This is a genomic window from Pseudomonas quebecensis (genome assembly GCF_026410085.1).
Lineage (GTDB): Bacteria > Pseudomonadota > Gammaproteobacteria > Pseudomonadales > Pseudomonadaceae > Aquipseudomonas > Aquipseudomonas quebecensis.
The window spans coordinates 4,609,984-4,627,337 of the sequence record NZ_CP112866.1 but is presented as its reverse complement, the minus strand read 5'-3'; the positions used below and the strand labels follow the sequence as shown (position 1 = coordinate 4,627,337).

Below are 17,354 nucleotides of genomic sequence, written 5' to 3'. Positions count from 1 at the left end.
CGGTCAATATACGACGACGCACAAGTTGACCGAACAGCCGCCGGGATTGAACTTGAGATTGAATCGGTCAATCTTGTCGCGGTTGCTATCTTCCGGCATTACGGTTAATCCGAAGCTATTGATGGGTAGGTCGATTGTTGCGTTTGGCGCGAGGGGGTGGACGTCAGAATTCTGGCTGACGCGTACATTGGAACTGCCGGCATTGCTTACCCGCATGGTTCCCTCAACGCTGTTGGGGCCTCCAGCGGTGCATCCGGCGATCGTTGCCAGGGTGCACGCTGTGACGATCCATAGTGCGGTAACGCTTGTGTATTTTGTGATGTTCATATTCGACTCTCCAGGAAGGTAGGGGGTGGATACCTCCCTGGCTATTCAACCCCCGGGTCGTCGGTTTGTAACCTGTCAGAAGTAACAGGTAGGGGATTAATGACGGGTGCCGATCCATTGTTCCTGCCGGTTCAGCCGCCAGGCGATCGCCCACAGCGTCAGGCTGCGTATCGCCATGAACAGCAGGAAGGTTATCCACAAGCCGTGATTGCCCAGCCCCTGCAACGCCCAGGCAAACGGCGACACCATCAGCACCGTCAGCAGCATTGCGTTGCGCATCTCCCGAGCCCGCGTTGCACCAATAAACAGCCCATCCAGCAAATAACTCCACACCGCAATCAACGGCAATACCGCCAGGTAAGGCAGGTAGATATCAGCCGTTTCGCGCACGCTGGGGATATCGGTCTGCATGGCGATAAACAGATGGCCGGCGACGGTGAACAACAATGCAAATCCAAGGCTGGCGATCAGTGACCACCCACCGGCCACCACCAGCGAACGGCGCAGGGATTGCCGGTCGCGGGCGCCGATGGCGTGGCCGCACAGGGCTTCGACGGCGTGGGCCAGGCCGTCCAAGGCGTGGGCGGTCAGCAGCAGGCCGTTGAGCAGCAGCGCGTTGGCCGCCACGGTGGCGTCGCCCAGGCGTGCGCCTTGCACGGTGATCATGAAAAACACCGACTGCAACGCCAGGCTGCGGATAAAAATGTCGCGGTTCACCGCCAGCAACGGGCGCCAGCTCTCCCATCGTTTCAATGCGGCCCAGGCGATATGCCCGGGGTAGGCGCGCAGGGCCTTTTGCGTAAGGGCCAGGCCGAGCAGGGCACCGGTCCATTCGGCGATCACCGAGGCGCGGGCGGAGCCGACCACGCCCCAATCCAAACCCAGCACAAACCACAGGTTCAAGGCGATGTTCACCAAGTTGGTGGTCAGCAGAATCGCCAGCGGCGCGCGAGCGTTCTGTGTGCCGAGGAACCAGCCGACCAGGGCATAGCTGGCCAGCGCGGCGGGCAGACCGAACAGGCGAGTGTGGAAGAAATCGCGGGTCAGTTGGTTCAGTTCGGGCGAGGGCTGCATCCATTCCAGGGCCAGGTGGCTCAGGGGAATGCCCACGGTGCCGAGCAGCATTGCCAGGCCCAGCGCCAGCAGCAAACCTTGCAGCAGGATTTGCCGCAGTGCCGCACCATCCTTGCGCCCGGCGGCCTGGGCGGCAAAACCGGTGGAGCCCATGCGCAGAAACCCCATGGCCCAGGCCAGGAAGGTATACAGGCTGGCCCCGACGGCCACGGCGCCCAGTTGGTGGGCATGGGGCAGGTGGCCGATGACCATGCTGTCGACCAGGGCTACCAACGGCACGGATATGTTCGAAAGAATCATCGGCGCAGCCAGGGCCCATACACGGCGGTGGGTGGGGCGGTCGCGCCAATCGGTCAGTAAGGTGGACATTCAGGCTCCTTGGGGGAACGACATTGTAACCATCCATTAGCCCTGCAGCAGAGCCAATGTGGGAGGCGGCTGTGGGATTTGGCTGGGGGTTTCAAACGGCTGCGAACCAACCCACCCTCCGTCGGTCAATGTGACCAGTGCCACACCAGCCCCGCTCGGGCTGATATATAGTTCACGCCCCGGTTTCCTCTGACAACGAGTGCCCCAATGCTTAACAAAGGACTGTTCCTGGCTTGCGCGCTGGCCCTGCTGAGTGCCTGCGATTCCTCCGACAAACCTGCTGCGCCGACTGCCCCCGCAGCCGCCACCAGCACCGCGCCCAAGCCGGTCAAGGCGGCAGTGGATGTGGCGGCGCTGAAGCAACGGTACGCTGGGCGTGAGTTGAGCGTGGTGGACGTGTCCGAGGTGCAGCTGGACGGTGCCAGCACGTTATCGGTGAGCTTCTCCATTCCTCTGGACCCGGAGCAGAAGTTCGCCGACAAACTGCATCTGGTCGACAGCAAGTCCGGCAAGGTCGACGGCGCCTGGGAGCTGTCCGACAACCTCATGGAACTGCGCCTGCGCCACCTCGAGCCGCAGCGCAAACTGGTGCTCACCGTCGACGCCGGGGTCAAGGCGGTCAATGACAATAAGCTCGCCGCCGAATACAGCGCCCGCCTGGAAACCCGCGACCTGCAAGCCACCGTCGGCTTCGCCAGTCGCGGCACCCTGCTGCCGACGCGCCTGGCAGAAGGCCTGCCGGTGATCGCGCTGAACGTCGACAAGATCGACGTCGAATTCTTCCGCATCAAGCCCGAGTCCCTGCCGTCGTTCCTGGCTCAGTGGGGGCGCAATACCAGCCTGCAAAGCTATGAGTCCCGTGAGTTGCTGCCCATGGCCGACCTGGTCTATGGCGGGCGTTTCGACCTCAATCCGGCGCGCAACACGCGCGAAACCCTGCTGCTGCCGATTGCTGGCCTCAAGCAATTGCAGCAGCCGGGGGTGTATCTGGCGGTGATGCGAGCATCGGGCACTTACAACTATTCTCAGCCGGCCACGCTGTTCACCTTGAGTGACATCGGCCTTTCCGTGCATCGCTACAGCAATCGTCTCGACGTCTTTACCCAGGCCCTGGAAGGCGGCAAGGCCCTGAACGACGTGGACCTGGAAGTGCTGGACGCCGATGGCCGCGTGCTGGCCCAGGGCAAGACCGAAAAGGGCGGCCATGCGCAATTGCCGCTGCCGAAAAAAGCCCAGGTGTTGCTGGCCAAGCAAGGTGAGCAGACCAGCCTGCTGCGCCTGGACAGCGCCGCCCTCGACCTGGCCGAGTTCGACATCGGCGGCCAACCGTCCCATCCCTTGCAATTCTTTGTGTTCGGCCCGCGCGACCTGTATCGCCCCGGCGAAACCGTGCTGCTCAACGCCTTGCTGCGCGACAAGGACGGCAACGCGGTCAAGCCGCAGCCGGTGAGCGTCGAAGTGCGGCGCCCGGATGAACAGGTCAGCCGCAAATTCGTCTGGGATGCCGACGCATCCGGCCTCTATCAATACGCCCTGCAATTGGCCGGTGAAGCGCCGACCGGGCGCTGGCAACTGGTGTTCGACCTGGGCGACGGCAAGCCGCAGCTTTACGAATTCCTGGTCGAAGACTTCCTGCCCGAACGCCTGGCCCTGGAACTCAAGGGCAGCGACACGCCGCTGAGCCCGGCGGACAGCCCGCAGATCCAGCTCACGGGGCGCTATCTCTACGGCGCGCCGGCCTCGGGCAACCGCATCAGCGGACAGGTGTATGTGCGGCCGCTGCGCGAGGCGGTCAAATCGCTGCCGGGCTACGAGTTCGGCTCCGTCACCGAGGAGGATCTGAGCCAGGACTTTGAGATCGACGAAAGCGTGCTTGACGCCAAGGGCCATGAAGTCCTGAGCATGGAGAGCAAATGGGCCGAGGCCAAGTCGCCGCTGCAATTGATTGTGCAGGCCAGTCTGCATGAGTCGGGCGGGCGGCCGATCACTCGGCGCCTGGTGCAGCCGATCTGGCCAGCCAAGCAACTGCCGGGCCTGCGTGGGCTGTTTGACGGCAAGGAAACCAATGGCGACGGCCCGGCGGAATTCGAAGTGCTGCTCGCCAACCAGGAAGGCCAGAAGCTCGCCGCGCCCAACCTCAAGGTACGCCTGGTGCGCGAGCGCCGTGACTACTACTGGAACTACTCCGACAGCGACGGCTGGAGCTATCACTACAACGAGAAATTCCTCAACCTCGACGAGCAAACCTTGAACATCAAGGCCGGCGACACCGCCAAGGTCAGCTTCCAGGTGGAATGGGGCCCGTACCGCGTCGAGGTCGAAGACCCGCAGACCGGCCTGGTCAGCAGCCTGCGTTTCTGGGCCGGCTACCAGGCCCAGGACAATACCGAAGGCGGCGCGGTGCGCCCCGACCAGGTCAAGCTGGCGCTGGACAAACCGGCCTATGGCGATGGCGACACCGCTAACATCACAGTCACGCCGCCGGCCGCGGGCAAGGGCTACCTGCTGGTGGAATCCGCCGAAGGGCCGCTGTGGTGGCAGGAAATCGACGTGCCGGCCGAAGGCAAAAGCTTTGCCGTGAAGCTTGATCCGAAATGGTCGCGTCATGACCTGTACGTCAGCGCCCTGGTGATTCGTCCCGGCGAACGCAAAGCCAATATCACCCCCAAACGTGCGGTGGGCCTGCTGCACCTGCCGCTGGACCGCACCCAGCGCAAGCTCGGCGTGACCCTCACCGCACCGGAAAAAATGCGTCCCAAGCAACCGCTGAAAGTGAAAGTCGCCGCCCGGAATGCCGATGGCAGCGTGCCGAAACAGGTGCATGTACTGGTGGCGGCAGTGGACGTGGGCATCCTCAACATTACCGAATACCCGACGCCGGACCCGTACGCCAGCCTGTTCGGCCGCAAGGCCTATGGCGTGGATCAGTTCGATATCTACGGCCAGTTGATCGAAGCCGGGCAAGGCCGTCTGGCCAGCCTGGCGTTCGGCGGTGACGCGGCGTTGGCCAAGGGGGGCAAGCGCCCGGACACCAGCGTGACCATCGTCGCCCTGCAAAGCGCGCCGGTGACTTTGAATGACAAGGGCGAGGGTGAAGTCAGCGTCAATATTCCCGACTTCAACGGCGAACTGCGCCTGATGGCCCAGGCCTGGAGCGATGACCGCTACGGCATGGCCGAAGCCAGGACGGTGATCGCCGCGCCGCTGGTGGCCGAACTGTCGGCGCCGCGCTTCCTGGCCGGCGGCGATCAGACGACCCTGGCGCTGGACCTGTCCAACCTGTCGGGCAAGGCGCAGAAACTCGATGTGCAACTGAGTGCCGAAGGCCAACTGGAACTGGTCAATGCCGGCGCGCAATCGGTGGAACTGAAACAAGGCCAGCGCACCACGCTGCGCATCCCGGTCAAAGCCTGGGGCGGGCTGGGACAGGGCAAGCTCAAGGTGACGGTCAACGGGCTGGACCTGCCGGGCGAACAATTGCCGCCGTTCAGCCGCGAATGGACCCTGGGCGTGCGCCCGGCTTATCCGGCGCTGCTCAAGCATTACCGCGCGGTGCTCAAGAACGAGCCGTGGAGCCTGCCCGTCGGCACGCTGGACCAGTTCGATGCCTCGGGGCGTGAGGCCTTGTTGAGCCTGTCGAGCCGGCCGCCGCTGAACCTGGGCGCGCAGATCAGTGCGCTCAAGGCCTATCCGTATGGTTGCCTGGAACAAACCGCCAGCGGCTTGTACCCCTCGCTGTATGCCGACGACGCGTTGCTCAAGCGCCTGGGCGTCAAGGGTGAGCCGGATGCCGAGCGCAAGCGCAAGATCGAGCTGGGCATCGAGCGCCTGCTGGGCATGCAACGCTACAACGGCAGCTTTGGCCTGTGGGGCGCCGACGGCGAAGAGGAATATTGGCTGACCGCTTACGTCACCGACTTCCTGTTGCGCGCCCGTGACCAGGGTTTTGCCGTACCGGCCGAAGCCCTGAAAAAAGCCAGCGAGCGCCTGCTGCGTTACGTGCAGGAGCGTAACCTGATCGACGTCGACTACAGCGACAACGCCGACCACACCCGCTTCGCCGTGCAGGCCTACGCCGGCATGGTCCTGGCGCGCAGCCAGCAGGCGCCGTTGGGGGCCTTGCGCAGTATTTTCGAACGGCGCAGCGACGCGCGTTCCGGGCTGCCGCTGGTGCAATTGGCGATTGCCCTGCAAAAGATGGGCGACCAACCGCGTGCCGACCAAGCTTTGCTCGCCGGCCTGGCCGCACAACGCAATACCAAGGAGTGGCTGGCCGACTACGGCAGCCCGCTGCGCGACCAAGCGATGATTCTGGCGTTGCTTGAGGAAAATGACCTGGCCAAGGGCAAGCGTGAGGAGCGGTTGTTCACCTTGTCCGATCAACTGGCGGCCAGCCCGTACCTGTCGACCCAGGAGCGCAATTCGCTGTTCCTCGCCGGCCGCCTGGGGTTCGCGCAACCTGAGGCGAACTGGCAGGTGTCGCTTACCGGCAGTGGCGGGGAGCATGAATTGAATAATCAGCAGCCGACGCTGGCGCTCGAAGGCAAACTATTGTCCGGCGATCTGGCCCTGAGTAATCAAGGCGACACGCCGGTGTACCAGCAGTTGACCCTCTCGGGTTATCCACAAGTGCCGCCGACAGCGGGGGGCGACAACCTCAGTATCCGGCGCGAATACCTGGGCATGAACGGCCAGCCGTTGAACCTGCGCAACCTCAACAGCGGCGACCTGGTGCTGGTGCATGTGGCGGTCAGCGCCAAGCAGCGGGTGCCGGACGCACTGGTGGTAGACCTGCTGCCGGCGGGCCTGGAACTGGAAAACCAGAACCTGGCGCAAAGCGCCGCCAGCCTGGAAAACGCCAGCAGCCAAGTGAAGGAATGGCGTGAGTCGATGCAGAACGCATCGCTCAAGCATCAGGAGTTCCGCGATGATCGCTATGTGGCGGCACTGAACCTGGACAGCGATGTCACCACGCACCTGCTGTATCTGGCGCGTGCCGTGACGCCGGGCACCTATCGCGTGCCGCCGCCGCAGGTGGAGTCGATGTATCGGCCGAATTGGCAGGCGGTGGGTGACACCCCGGCGGACCTGGTGATCAAGGGGCGCTGATTTCTCAACGTGGGATCGGAACTGATGTGGGAGGTGGCAAGCCCTCCTCCCACAGCGGCGGTGACAGTCTTGGGGGTCAGTGCACGACCCAACTGAGCAGCCACAGGCCGAGCATCAGCCAGATGATGCCCATGATGATTGACGCCCGCATAAAGGCGCGAACGGCCGAGTAGAGCAGCATCAGGCCGATGATCAGGGTGATGATGCTGATGATCGACGTGTCCATGCCCAAGGTGCGGGACAGACCCTCGACAAAGTTACTGCCGGCGTGGGTCAGGGCACCGAACAGTCCGCTGAGGCCATCGACGATAAAGCGGATGACGGAACCGAGCGCCTGGCCCAGCCATTCGAAGAAGCTTTCTACCTGCATGTGAGTGTCCTGATCAGAAGGTGGGCGTGTGTGTGCCTTTGGTTGTAATTGCAGCGGGCTAGTTCCCCACAAGCATAGAGGTTTGCCGGTTTGAGGTTTCGTTTAATCATGGCTGGATGCGCTCGGCTGTCACAGTTACTGCGCTGGGTTTTGGGTGTTGTGCTGGTAGTGATCGCGCTGCTCTGGCTGGCGGACCGCCTCTGGCCCCTGCCGCTGCCCAAGGACGGCCTGGCGCGGGTGGTGCTGGCCGAGGATGGCACGCCGTTATGGCGGTTTGCCGATGCCAATGGTGTGTGGCGCTACCCGGTGCAGACCCGTGAGGTGTCGCCGTACTACCTCGACGCGCTGCTCACCTACGAAGACCGCTGGTTTTATCAGCATCCTGGCGTGAACCCGCTGGCGTTGGTGCGGGCGACCTGGCAGAACCTGGCCGGGGAGCGGGTGGTGTCGGGTGGCAGTACCCTGTCGATGCAGGTGGCGCGTCTGCTGGACCCGCATTCGCGTACCTTTCACGGCAAGTTGCGCCAGCTGTGGCGCACGGCCCAATTGGAGTGGCACCTGTCCAAGGCCGAGATCCTCAACCTGTACCTCAACCGCGCGCCCTTTGGTGGCACCTTGCAGGGCGTGGCGGCGGCCAGTTGGGCTTACCTGGGAAAGTCCCCGGCGCAGTTGACCCATGCCGAGGCCGCGTTGCTGGCGGTATTGCCCCAGGCACCGAGCCGCCTGCGCCCGGATCGCCATCCGCAACGCGCGCAGCAGGCCCGCGACAAAGTGCTGCGGCGTCTCGCCGAATTCAAGGAGTGGCCGCAGGCCGCAGTCGATGAAGCCCTGGAGGAACCGCTGCTGCTCGCCCCGCGCCTGGAGCCCAGCCTGGCGCCGTTGCTCGCGCGCCGCCTGAACCGTCCCGACAGCCCGCCGCTGATCCGCACCACCCTCGACGCCACTCTGCAACGTCGCCTCGAAGACCTGTTGCTGGGCTGGCGTGCGCGCCTGCCGGAGCACACTTCGGCCGCGATCCTGGTGGTGGAGGAAGAAAGCATGGCGGTACGCGCTTACCTGGGCTCGGTTGACATCAACGATGCCAAGCGCTTCGGGCATGTGGACATGGTCAATGCCTTACGCTCGCCGGGTTCCACCCTGAAACCTTTCCTGTATGGCATGGCGCTGGATGACGGCTTGATTCATTCCGAGTCGCTGCTGCAGGACGTGCCCCGGCGCTATGGCGATTACCGCCCGGGCAATTTTTCCATGGGCTTTACCGGCGCGGTGCCGGCGAGCACTGCGCTGTCCAGTTCGCTTAACCTGCCGGCGGTGCAATTGCTGGAAGCCTACGGGCCCAAGCGCTTCGCCGCGCAGATGCGCATCGGCGGCGTGCCCCTGGCGCTGCCGGCGCTGGCCGAACCGAGTCTGGCGCTGATCCTGGGCGGCGCGGGCAGCCGCCTGGAGGATCTGGTCAGCGGCTACAGTGCCTTTGCCCGCGACGGCAAAAGCGCCACCCTGCGATTTCAGCCGGACGATACGCTCAGAGAACGGCCGCTGCTGTCGCCAGGGGCTGCCTGGATTGTGCGGCGCATCCTCAGCGGCCAGGCTCGACCGGATCGCGACCCGCGTGCCGAGTTGGTGCAGCGTCCGGTGCTGGCCTGGAAAACCGGCACCAGCTACGGCTTCCGTGATGCCTGGGCAATTGGTGTGGGGCCGCGCTACTTGATCGGCATCTGGATCGGCCGCCCGGACGGCACGCCCGTGCCTGGCCAGTTCGGACTGGCGTCGGCGGCGCCGCTGATGCTGCAGGTGCACGATGTGCTGACCAACCGCGACAGCCAGCGCGGCATCAGCGCGCCAGTCAAAGCGGTGCCGGCCAATGTCGGCGTGGCGGCGATCTGTTGGCCGCTGGGCCAGCCCATGAGCCGCACCGACCCCAATTGCCGACGCCAGCGCTTTGCCTGGACGCTGGACAACACTACGCCGCCGACTTTACAGGCGTTGGATCAGCCGTTGAGCGTGGGCTTGATGGAGAGCGTTTGGGTCAATGCCAAGGGTTTGCGTGTGGACGCCCACTGTCCCGGCGCGGTTGCCAGGAATATCGCCCTGTGGCCCGCGCCGCTGGAGCCATGGCTGCCCAGGGCTGAACGCCGTGAAGCGCGCATTCCGGCGGCCGACCCGGACTGCCCGCCACCGGCCTTGGCGGCATCTTCACCGTTGTCGATTGTCGGTGTGCGCGAAGGCGACCAACTGCGCCTGCCCGCCGGCAGCCAGCAGGCTTTACAGCTAAAACTATCCGCCCTGGGCGGCAGCGGCCGGCGCTGGTGGTTCCTCAACGGCGCGCCCCTGGGCGACAGTGCCAACCAGGACAGCGTCAATGCCAGTTTCGAGCGCTTGGGCCGCTACCAGCTCAGTGTGTTGGATGAGGCCGGTCAAACCGCCAGGCTTGAATTCAGCGTGGTGGATTAGGGCCTCATCGGGGGCAAGCCCCCTCCCACTTTTTGATATGTAAATGCATTCAAATGTGGGAGGGGGCTTGCCCTCAATGGCGGCCTGAAGACCAACCCAGGTGATTCACTTGCCTTCAACGCTCATCCCCCCGAAGCTATACACCTTCAGGAGCCCGCCCCATGAACCTCGAACACCTCACCGAACGCCTGCATCGCATCCGCGATACCAACGACTGGAAACCGTTTCACAGCCCGAAAAACCTGGCCATGGCTGCCAGTGTGGAAATGGCCGAACTGGTGGAAATCTTCCAATGGCTCACCGAAGATCAATCCCGCCAATTACCCGCCGACACACTTGCCCACGCCGGGCAGGAAGTCGGCGATATCGTGTTGTACCTGTTGTTGCTGTGCAGTGAGTTGGGCCTGGACATGAACGAGGTGGTGCGTGCCAAACTGGCCGACAGCGAACGGCGGTTCGCCCCATGAGTGATCGTCACTTCGATCAACTGGCCACGCGCTTCGCCGAAAAAATCTACGGCGGGGCCAAAGGCGCGATCCGCCTGGCGGTGTTGCAGGCCGACCTGGCCGAAGCGCTGCCTGATCGCCCATTGCGCGTGCTCGATATTGGCGCGGGCCTGGGGCATATGTCGCTTTGGCTGGCCGAGCGTGGTCACCAGGTAACCCTGGCCGAACCCGCCGCGCCGATGCTCGAGGGCGCGCGCCAACGCTTCGCCGAAGCCGGGCAGCATGCGACCTTTATCCACGCGCCCTGGCAGGAGCTGCTCGGCCAACTCACGCAACCCTATGACCTGGTGCTGTGCCACGCCGTGCTGGAGTGGCTGGCCGAACCCCACGCCATCCTGCCGGTGCTGCATCAGCTGACCGCGCCGGGCGGCTGGTTGTCCCTGGCGTTCTACAACCGCGATGCGCTGATCTACCGCAACCTGCTCAAAGGCCACTTCCGCAAGATGCGCAAGAACGACATGGCCGGCGAAAAGCAAAGCCTCACGCCGCAACAGCCCCTCGACCCGCGAGAGCTGGCGGCGCAACTCGAAGGGCTGTGGCAGGTCGAAAGCCAAAGCGGGGTGCGGGTCTTCCACGACTACATGCCGGTGGAGTTCCAGGCTCGCGCCGCATTGCAGGACCTTATCGAGATGGAGCTCATTCACCGTCGTCACCCAAGCTTTGCCGGACTTGGGCGTTATTTGCACTGGATCTGCCGTCCGGTTTAAGCGGCCCAGTCCGGGGAGGTCGAAATGCGTCGTCTGTGTTTGATCCTGCTGTCTCTCGGGCTGGGCGCATGCTCCAGCCCCAACCCTTATGTGGCCGCTTCGGCGCCGATCCCGCCGGCACCGCCGCAGGCTGCCGGCACCTTCGATGCCAGCGCCTACCCGGCGCCGGTGCGGGACTACGGCGCCTATCGCAATTGGGCCTGGCGCAACGGCCGGCTCCCGGCGGGTACGGCCTGGGCCGACTCGGCACAAATCGCCGAAGCGGTCAGCGGCGCGCTCGACCAGCGCGGCCTGCGCCCTCTGCACGACAATCGCCCGGCGGACTTGCTGGTCAGCGCCGACGTGCGCCAGGAGAAACGCCTGCGCCAGGTCCAGGACGATTACGGCTACGGTTACAGCGGCTACAACCGCTATGGCCCGGGCTACGGCATGTACAACACGGTGCCGGTGGTACGCACCTATGAGGTGCAGGTGGTGGTGGTTCGCATCAACCTGTTCGATGCCCGCAGCGGCCAGCCGGTATGGAGCGCCAGCGCGGAAACCGGCAGCCAGGGCAGCCTCGGCGAGCGGGCCGAAGCATTGCGCCAGGCCGTACAAAAGGCCATGGCCGCGTACCCTCCCCGTTAACCGCTATTCTCATTTAACGCACCGGTCGCTTTTGGAGAATCACCATGTTCCGTCGTCTCGCTACGCTTGCGTTTGCCATGCTGCTGGGCGGTTGCCAGACCAGTCAGGTCAACCACGACTTCGATGCCAGCCGCGACTTCGGCGCGTACCGCAGTTGGGCCTGGAAAGACCCTGCCCTGCAGTACCGCCCCGATGACCCGCGCATCCAGAGCGACCTCACCGAACAGCGCATCCGCCAGGCCGTCGGCGAACAACTTGATCAGCGCGGTCTGCGCCCGGCCGCCGCCGGTACCAAGGCGGACGTGAACGTGCAGGCCTACCTGATCGTCGAAGACCGCCAGCAACAAGTCACCACCAACTATGGCGGCGCCTGGGGCGGCCCATGGAACGGCTACTGGGGCGCGCCGATGTACAACGAAACCCGCAACATCACCTACAAGGTGGCAACCATCCAGATCGACCTGCTCGATGGCAAGGACGGCAAACTGGTGTGGCGCGGCAGCGACGAACAACTGATGAGCAGCACCCCGAACCCACAGGATCGCAACAACGCGATCCGCACCACGGTCACTCGTATCCTCTCCAGTTATCCACCCCATTGATCGCTGACCGCCGCCGGCGCGGCAGCCCCCGCCATCCTTGTCTACACTCCTTCGAACCTACGGAGAGTAAGCGCGAAGGAGTGCCTGATGTCTCCCCGAATCGGTTGCAGGCAGCGTGGTGCCATCAGCTTGATGGCGGCGGGTACCCTCGCGGTAGCCCTGGTCTTTTTATTGCTGGCGGTAGACAGCGGCCGCCTGTACCTGGACAAGCGCAAATTACAATCCATCGCCGACACCTCGGCCCTGGAAGCCGCCGGGCGCGGCGGCCTGTGCAGCCCCACCACCACAGCCAACGACTTCGCCAGGGAAAATGCCGCGCGCAACGGTTTCACGGTGACTGGCGACAGCAGCCGTGGCCTGACAGTGACGTGCGGTACGCTGGTCACCAATGCCGGTAATATCCGCGTCTTCAACCCGGATGCCACCAAGAACGAGGCCGTACGCGTGGTGGCGACCCGCAGCGTGATGACCAGCGTTGTCAGCGGCCTCTGGAGCCTGTTCAGCGGCGGTTCGGCATCCACCCAGACCCAACTCAGCGCCACCGCCGTGGCCGCCTACGCGCCGCCCGTGGCGCAACTGAGCATCCGCAGCAACCTGGGCACCGTCGATTCGGCAAAGTCAGATGTTTTGAACCTGGCGATGGGGCGCCTGCTGGGCGGCAGCCTGTCGCTGACCGCGGCAGGCTGGAACGGGCTGCTGAACACCAACGTCAACCTGCTCGGTTACCTTGATCAGTTGGCGCTTACCTTGAACGTGAAGGCGGGCGACTACGATGCGTTGCTCAGTACGGCGGTGTCCGCCAATGAGTTGATCGACGCGTCGGTGAAGGTCCTGCAAAAAAACGGCGCCGTGGCCACCGCCGTTATCAATGATGTGATCAAGGTTCAGGCGATTGCCCCCAGCACCCGGCAGTTGACGGTCGGGCAGTTGCTCCAAATCGCCACCGGTACGTCGGCTGCCGCTTTGAACAGCAACCTTCAACTGTTCCAACTGCTGCAAACCACCGCGCAATTGTCCAGCAGCAAGAACCCGGTGAGCGCAGCGGTGCAGTTGAATATTCCACTGGTAGGCAATGTATCGGTGCAGACCAAAATCATGGAGCCGCCGCAACTGTCGGCGATCGGCAACCCGGCGAAGGCCAAGGCGGGGCTTAATAATGTGCCGCCGACGGATCAGATAGCCGTGCGTACGGCGCAGGTGCGCACGCTGATAACGGTGCAGGCACCTGTCTTGAATGGAGTGTCTTCAGTCGCGACGGTACTGAGCGGGCTGCGTACACCGGTTTCGAACCTGGTGAAGGGCCTGTTGAATTTGAATATTCCAGCGGCGGTGGGTGGGCTCCTTTGTCTGGTCTCCTGCGAAATCACCGATGTGGCGATCAGCGATACGCTGTCGATCTACATCGAGGCCGGCAGTGCTGAAAGCCATGTCACGGATTACGCCTGCGCCACGCCGGCCAGTAAGTCTCTGACCACGCAGACCAGCACCTCCGCAGCAACGTTAGGCATCGGCACCATCAGTTCGACGGCGTTTTCCTCCACCGCGCCGGTGGTCGTGCAACCGCTGAGGCTGGTGGATTTCGGCAAGCGTTCGTGTGCGGTATTGAACTTGCTCTGCAGCCCCAACCGCACACCGAATGTGGGCGGTGGCCTGACGGTCAAAGCGCTGTCCACCGTGGGTGCCCAGTCCGGCCCGCTGGTATTTGCCCCCGTGGCGGAGATGAACGCCACGCCCACCTACCTCCCCGCGGCGGGCACGAGCAATATCATCGGCAGCCTGAGCGCGACATTGAGCGCTCTGCAGGTCACCTATGTGCCTCCCAGCGGCAGCGTGTCCAGCGGCGCGCTGGCGAGCGTGGCCAGCACGATGAACACCATTGCCAACTCGGTGATCTCGCTGGTTCAGGGCGTGCTGTCGCCGCTGCTTGACCCTGTCGTCAACAGCCTGCTCAAGTCCCTGGGCATCAGCCTGGGCAACGCCGAAGTCGGCGCCAACCTCAGTTGCCAGATGGGCCGCGCTTACCTGGTGATCTGAGCCACCGGCAATTCCACGCAGAACCGCGCGCCCTGTTCGCCGTTGACCACGCTCAGGCGTCCGCCCATGTTTTCCACAATGCCGTAGCTCACCGACAAGCCCAGCCCGGTGCCCACGCCGATCGGCTTGGTGGTGAAAAACGGTTCGAAAATCCGCTCCAGCAGACGCGGGTCGATACCGCCGGCGTTGTCTTCCACCCAGAGGCACACATGTCGGCTGTCGTGCTCACAATGCAGCGCGATCCAAGGGCGCAGTTGCGGGTTCTTTTCGCGCTGGCTCGACAGCGCGTCGCGGGCATTGACCATCAGGTTGATCAACACTTGCTCCAACTGGTCGACATGACCGTTGACCTGCACCGCGACGTCCGGCGCGGTGACGCGCAGTTCCACGCCTTTGCCGCGCAGCCCTTCGCTGAGCAGCGCCAGGGTGCCCTCCACCGCCTGGGCCGGGTCGAAGGGCCGCTGTTCGATTTCCGAGCGGCGGCCGAATACGCGCATGTGGTCCACCACGCGGGTGGCGCGTTGCACCTGGGCGTCGATGCGCTGCAGTTTTTCGGTGAGGTAAGCCACCTCGGCGTTACCGTCGCCCAGGCGCTTGAGCACGTTGACGATAGCCATGCGCATCACATTCAGCGGCTGGTTGATTTCGTGGGCCAGGCCGGTGGCCATTTCGCCGAGGGTGGCCATCTTGGCGCTCTGGGTCAGTTGCTGCTGGGAGCGCCGCACTTCGGTGTTGTCGCGGCCCACGGCCTGTACCTCCAGCAGCGTGCCGTGCGCATCGAACACGCCACGGTCGGACCACACCCACCAGGCATGTTCGCGCCCCGGCAGCGCCAGGCTGATTTCCGCCGTGCTCACTGGAAACTCCGGGGTCAATCGGCCGATACGCTGCACAAAGGCTCGGCGCTGTTCGTCCGACAGCCAATGGCCGAGGTTCAGCCCCGGTAATTGAGCGGGTTGGCATTCGAGGTAGTGGGCCAACGGCGTGTTGCCGAAGGTCAGCGTCAAGTCCGGGCGGTAACGGCAGATCATCGCCGGCGAGTCTTCCACCAGGATGCGGTAGCGCTCTTCGCTTTGCTGAATGCGCTCGGCGGCCAGTGTCGCTTCGGTCACGTCCAGCCACAGGCCCACCGCCTCCACCGGTATGCCAAGGTCGTCGCGCAAAAGTTTGGCCTCGTCGAGCAGCCAGTGGTAATGGCCCTGGCTGTCGCGCACACGGTAGCGGCTGCGCACGCTGCCCTCGCGTAGCAACTGGCGCGTGCGCTCGAAGTAAAGGTCGCGGTCGTCGGCGTGGATCAGTGCGGGCAGGTGCTCGTGGTCGCAGTCGGCCAGGGTCCAGCCGAGCAGGGGCAGCAAACTGTCGCTGAAGAACACGGGGTGCAGCGCGCCGCTCACGTAGCGCTGCACATAAATCACCGCCGGGGCGCTGGCGATCAGGTTGTCCAGGCGCGCATGGGCGGCGGCGGCCTGCACTTGCTGGTTCTTGATGTCGCTGATGTCGAGCATGAAGCCGACCCAGCGCCGCTGCCGGCCCTCGCCCAGCACTTGGCCTTGCACGCGATACCAGATCGGATTCTGCGCGGTGTCGCTGCGTTGCAGGCGCACACCGGTCAGCAGCGGCCTGCCCAGGGTCTGCAGGTCGTGCAGGCGGCTGTGCAGTTCCTGGCGGTCGGCGGGGTGGATCAGCTCCAGCCACAGCGCCAGCGGCTGGCGGGTCGGGCCGTCCTCCAGGCTGAGGCTGTGCAGCAACTGCGGCGCCAGCTGGATTTCATCGGTGGCGGGCAGCAGTTCCCACCAGCCGGTGCCAAGCAGGCCTTGCAAGGCTTCGACCCGCTCCAGTTGCTGATGATGGTGTTGCTCGCGCAGGCGGCTGAGCAACGGGCCGGCGAGCGCGGCGGCAAGGTCCAGCCAATCCTGGTCATGGGTGTGCGGTTGGCCGCGGTAGAAACCGCAGAGCAGCCAGGCGGCGACACCCTGGCCGTCCCGATACGGCACCAGCACCCCGTCGGCATCGCCGAACACGCTGTGCAGGCGTGGGTTGTCGCTGCGCCCCCGGGCCGTGTCCAGGCGCAACGGTGCGTTGCCGTTAAGGCTGTCCAGACGCGTGCCCAGGCGCTGGCCGGTCTGCCACAACGCTGGTGCATCGTGGGCCGCATATTGGCTGTAGATTCGCCATCCCTGATCTTCTTCATCCAGCAATGCCACGGCGACACACGGGATGCGCCAGCGTTGCGACAGGCTGCGCAAGTGCTCGTTGAACACCTCGGGCAAGCGGCCAAGGCTGCACACGCGCAATTGCTGGCTCATTCGGCAGGCCAGTTGATGGTTCTGTTCGCGGTCCTGAGCCAGTTGCCGACCTTCGAGCAAATCGCCCACATCCAGCAGGCGCAAGACCCAGCCGTCGGCATCGGGCTCGACCCACCCTCGGGTGTGCAGCACCTGACCGGCCGCCCCCTGAAAATCCAGGTCCAGGCTCTGGTGCTGCCACTCGGCCGGGTTGCCTTCGATACTCAGGGTGCTGCCGGCACACAGTAATTGGCGCAGGTGCGGGCGCGTCCCGCCCACGGTGCTCGGGCCCAATTGCGCGCGCAGCGCCGCGCTCAGGCCCATGACCTGGCCGCGCGAATCCAACTGCACCTGCAAGCCGCTGGCGGTGGGCGTGTGATCGGCGCCAGCGGTACGGCCGAGCAAGCGCCCGAACAGGTGCTCTCCGGCCTTCAAAACTGCAGGCTCGAACGTGCCGCCAGATTGGCCGGCAGCCTGGGCACGGTGCCTACGCCCGGCAGGACCAGTGCCGGGAACACGGCATAGAGTCGGGAGGAGGGGTAGCTGATCGTGACGGTCAAGGTGTTGCCGGTATAGGTGGCGCTCACATCATCACGCTGGAACTGGAAACTGGCCGGGATCCAGCTCAATTGGCCCACCGCTGTGTCCTTGGCGCGTTGAGTCAGTTGCGCGCCGTAGGCCGTCCCGGCGGTCGCGGGGTCCACGGCCATGGCTTGACGCACCGCCTCGGCCGCGGCCTGGTTGAACGATTGCATCAGCAGCAAGGGCAGGCTGTAGCTGATCAAGCCGTAGAACACCGCAAAGAACATTCCGAAGACCAAGGCGAACTCGATGGCGGCGGCGCCTTTCTGCTGGCGGGGGAGGCCGGTTTTCATGACTGCGTCTACCCTGAC

General features: G+C 64.4%; 12 protein-coding genes. 7 read left to right on the top strand and 5 right to left on the bottom strand.

Annotated features, from left to right (window positions below; genetic code table 11):
* Positions 1-3: 3 nt before the first annotated feature.
* Both OSC50_RS21645 and OSC50_RS21640 read right to left on the bottom strand, forming a co-directional pair.
* Entirely contained in the window at positions 4-327 is a 324-nt protein-coding gene (locus OSC50_RS21645) for a hypothetical protein (RefSeq protein WP_266245714.1), read from the bottom strand.
* Between the two features lie 96 nt (positions 328-423).
* Positions 424-1,770 (bottom strand): MATE family efflux transporter, encoded by a 1,347-nt coding sequence (locus OSC50_RS21640; protein ID WP_266245715.1) that lies wholly within the window; start codon positions 1,768-1,770, stop codon positions 424-426.
* A 207-nt stretch (positions 1,771-1,977) separates the two neighbouring features.
* On the opposite strand from OSC50_RS21640, the gene OSC50_RS21635 reads away from it, so the two are divergent.
* On the top strand, positions 1,978-6,879 hold the full coding sequence (locus OSC50_RS21635; protein WP_266245717.1) for an alpha-2-macroglobulin family protein: 4,902 nt from the start codon (positions 1,978-1,980) through the stop codon (positions 6,877-6,879).
* 76 nt (positions 6,880-6,955) lie between these two features.
* Here OSC50_RS21635 and OSC50_RS21630 read toward each other — a convergent pair whose 3' ends face one another.
* Entirely contained in the window at positions 6,956-7,249 is a 294-nt protein-coding gene (locus tag OSC50_RS21630; RefSeq protein WP_034095695.1) for a hypothetical protein, read from the bottom strand.
* A gap of 108 nt (positions 7,250-7,357) precedes the next feature.
* Here OSC50_RS21630 and pbpC point away from each other — a divergent pair, with 108 nt between their 5' ends.
* The 6 genes from pbpC (at position 7,358) to OSC50_RS21600 (ending at position 14,176) form a co-directional block, all read left to right on the top strand.
* Positions 7,358-9,700 (top strand): peptidoglycan glycosyltransferase PbpC, encoded by a 2,343-nt coding sequence (pbpC, locus tag OSC50_RS21625; protein ID WP_266245720.1) that lies wholly within the window; start codon positions 7,358-7,360, stop codon positions 9,698-9,700.
* Positions 9,701-9,861: 161 nt separating this feature from the next.
* A complete protein-coding gene (locus OSC50_RS21620) occupies positions 9,862-10,167 on the top strand; it encodes a MazG-like family protein (RefSeq protein WP_181080875.1) in 306 nt (101 codons plus the stop codon).
* Positions 10,164-10,913, top strand: coding sequence for a methyltransferase domain-containing protein (locus tag OSC50_RS21615; protein WP_181080874.1), 750 nt, complete (start codon positions 10,164-10,166; stop codon positions 10,911-10,913). Before OSC50_RS21620 ends, OSC50_RS21615 begins: the two co-directional genes overlap by 4 nt.
* Positions 10,914-10,937: 24 nt before the next feature.
* The gene (locus OSC50_RS21610) at positions 10,938-11,540 is read left to right on the top strand and encodes a DUF4136 domain-containing protein (protein ID WP_181080873.1); all 603 of its coding nucleotides are present in this window, start codon (positions 10,938-10,940) and stop codon (positions 11,538-11,540) included.
* Between the two features lie 44 nt (positions 11,541-11,584).
* The gene (locus OSC50_RS21605; protein ID WP_181080872.1) at positions 11,585-12,142 is read left to right on the top strand and encodes a DUF4136 domain-containing protein; all 558 of its coding nucleotides are present in this window, start codon (positions 11,585-11,587) and stop codon (positions 12,140-12,142) included.
* An 87-nt stretch (positions 12,143-12,229) separates the two neighbouring features.
* The gene (locus OSC50_RS21600) at positions 12,230-14,176 is read left to right on the top strand and encodes a TadG family pilus assembly protein (protein ID WP_266245723.1); all 1,947 of its coding nucleotides are present in this window, start codon (positions 12,230-12,232) and stop codon (positions 14,174-14,176) included.
* On the opposite strand, the gene OSC50_RS21595 is transcribed toward OSC50_RS21600, so the two are convergent.
* Together OSC50_RS21595 and OSC50_RS21590 are read right to left on the bottom strand one after the other, a co-directional pair.
* Positions 14,161-16,896: a PAS domain-containing sensor histidine kinase gene (locus OSC50_RS21595; RefSeq protein ID WP_266245725.1), complete on the bottom strand. Its 2,736-nt coding sequence runs from the start codon at positions 16,894-16,896 to the stop codon at positions 14,161-14,163. The two genes, OSC50_RS21600 and OSC50_RS21595, sit on opposite strands and share 16 nt — an antisense overlap.
* Positions 16,893-17,336: a TadE/TadG family type IV pilus assembly protein gene (locus OSC50_RS21590; protein ID WP_181080869.1), complete on the bottom strand. Its 444-nt coding sequence runs from the start codon at positions 17,334-17,336 to the stop codon at positions 16,893-16,895. Before OSC50_RS21590 ends, OSC50_RS21595 begins: the two co-directional genes overlap by 4 nt.
* Positions 17,337-17,354 lie beyond the last annotated feature (18 nt).

Coding starts and splice junctions, on each gene's coding strand:
- OSC50_RS21645 (WP_266245714.1), bottom strand. CDS start 327: ATGAACATCACAAAATACACAAGCGTTACCGCACTATGGATCGTCACA.
- OSC50_RS21640 (WP_266245715.1), bottom strand. CDS start 1,770: ATGTCCACCTTACTGACCGATTGGCGCGACCGCCCCACCCACCGCCGT.
- OSC50_RS21635 (WP_266245717.1), top strand. CDS start 1,978: ATGCTTAACAAAGGACTGTTCCTGGCTTGCGCGCTGGCCCTGCTGAGT.
- OSC50_RS21630 (WP_034095695.1), bottom strand. CDS start 7,249: ATGCAGGTAGAAAGCTTCTTCGAATGGCTGGGCCAGGCGCTCGGTTCC.
- pbpC (WP_266245720.1), top strand. CDS start 7,358: ATGGCTGGATGCGCTCGGCTGTCACAGTTACTGCGCTGGGTTTTGGGT.
- OSC50_RS21620 (WP_181080875.1), top strand. CDS start 9,862: ATGAACCTCGAACACCTCACCGAACGCCTGCATCGCATCCGCGATACC.
- OSC50_RS21615 (WP_181080874.1), top strand. CDS start 10,164: ATGAGTGATCGTCACTTCGATCAACTGGCCACGCGCTTCGCCGAAAAA.
- OSC50_RS21610 (WP_181080873.1), top strand. CDS start 10,938: ATGCGTCGTCTGTGTTTGATCCTGCTGTCTCTCGGGCTGGGCGCATGC.
- OSC50_RS21605 (WP_181080872.1), top strand. CDS start 11,585: ATGTTCCGTCGTCTCGCTACGCTTGCGTTTGCCATGCTGCTGGGCGGT.
- OSC50_RS21600 (WP_266245723.1), top strand. CDS start 12,230: ATGTCTCCCCGAATCGGTTGCAGGCAGCGTGGTGCCATCAGCTTGATG.
- OSC50_RS21590 (WP_181080869.1), bottom strand. CDS start 17,336: ATGAAAACCGGCCTCCCCCGCCAGCAGAAAGGCGCCGCCGCCATCGAG.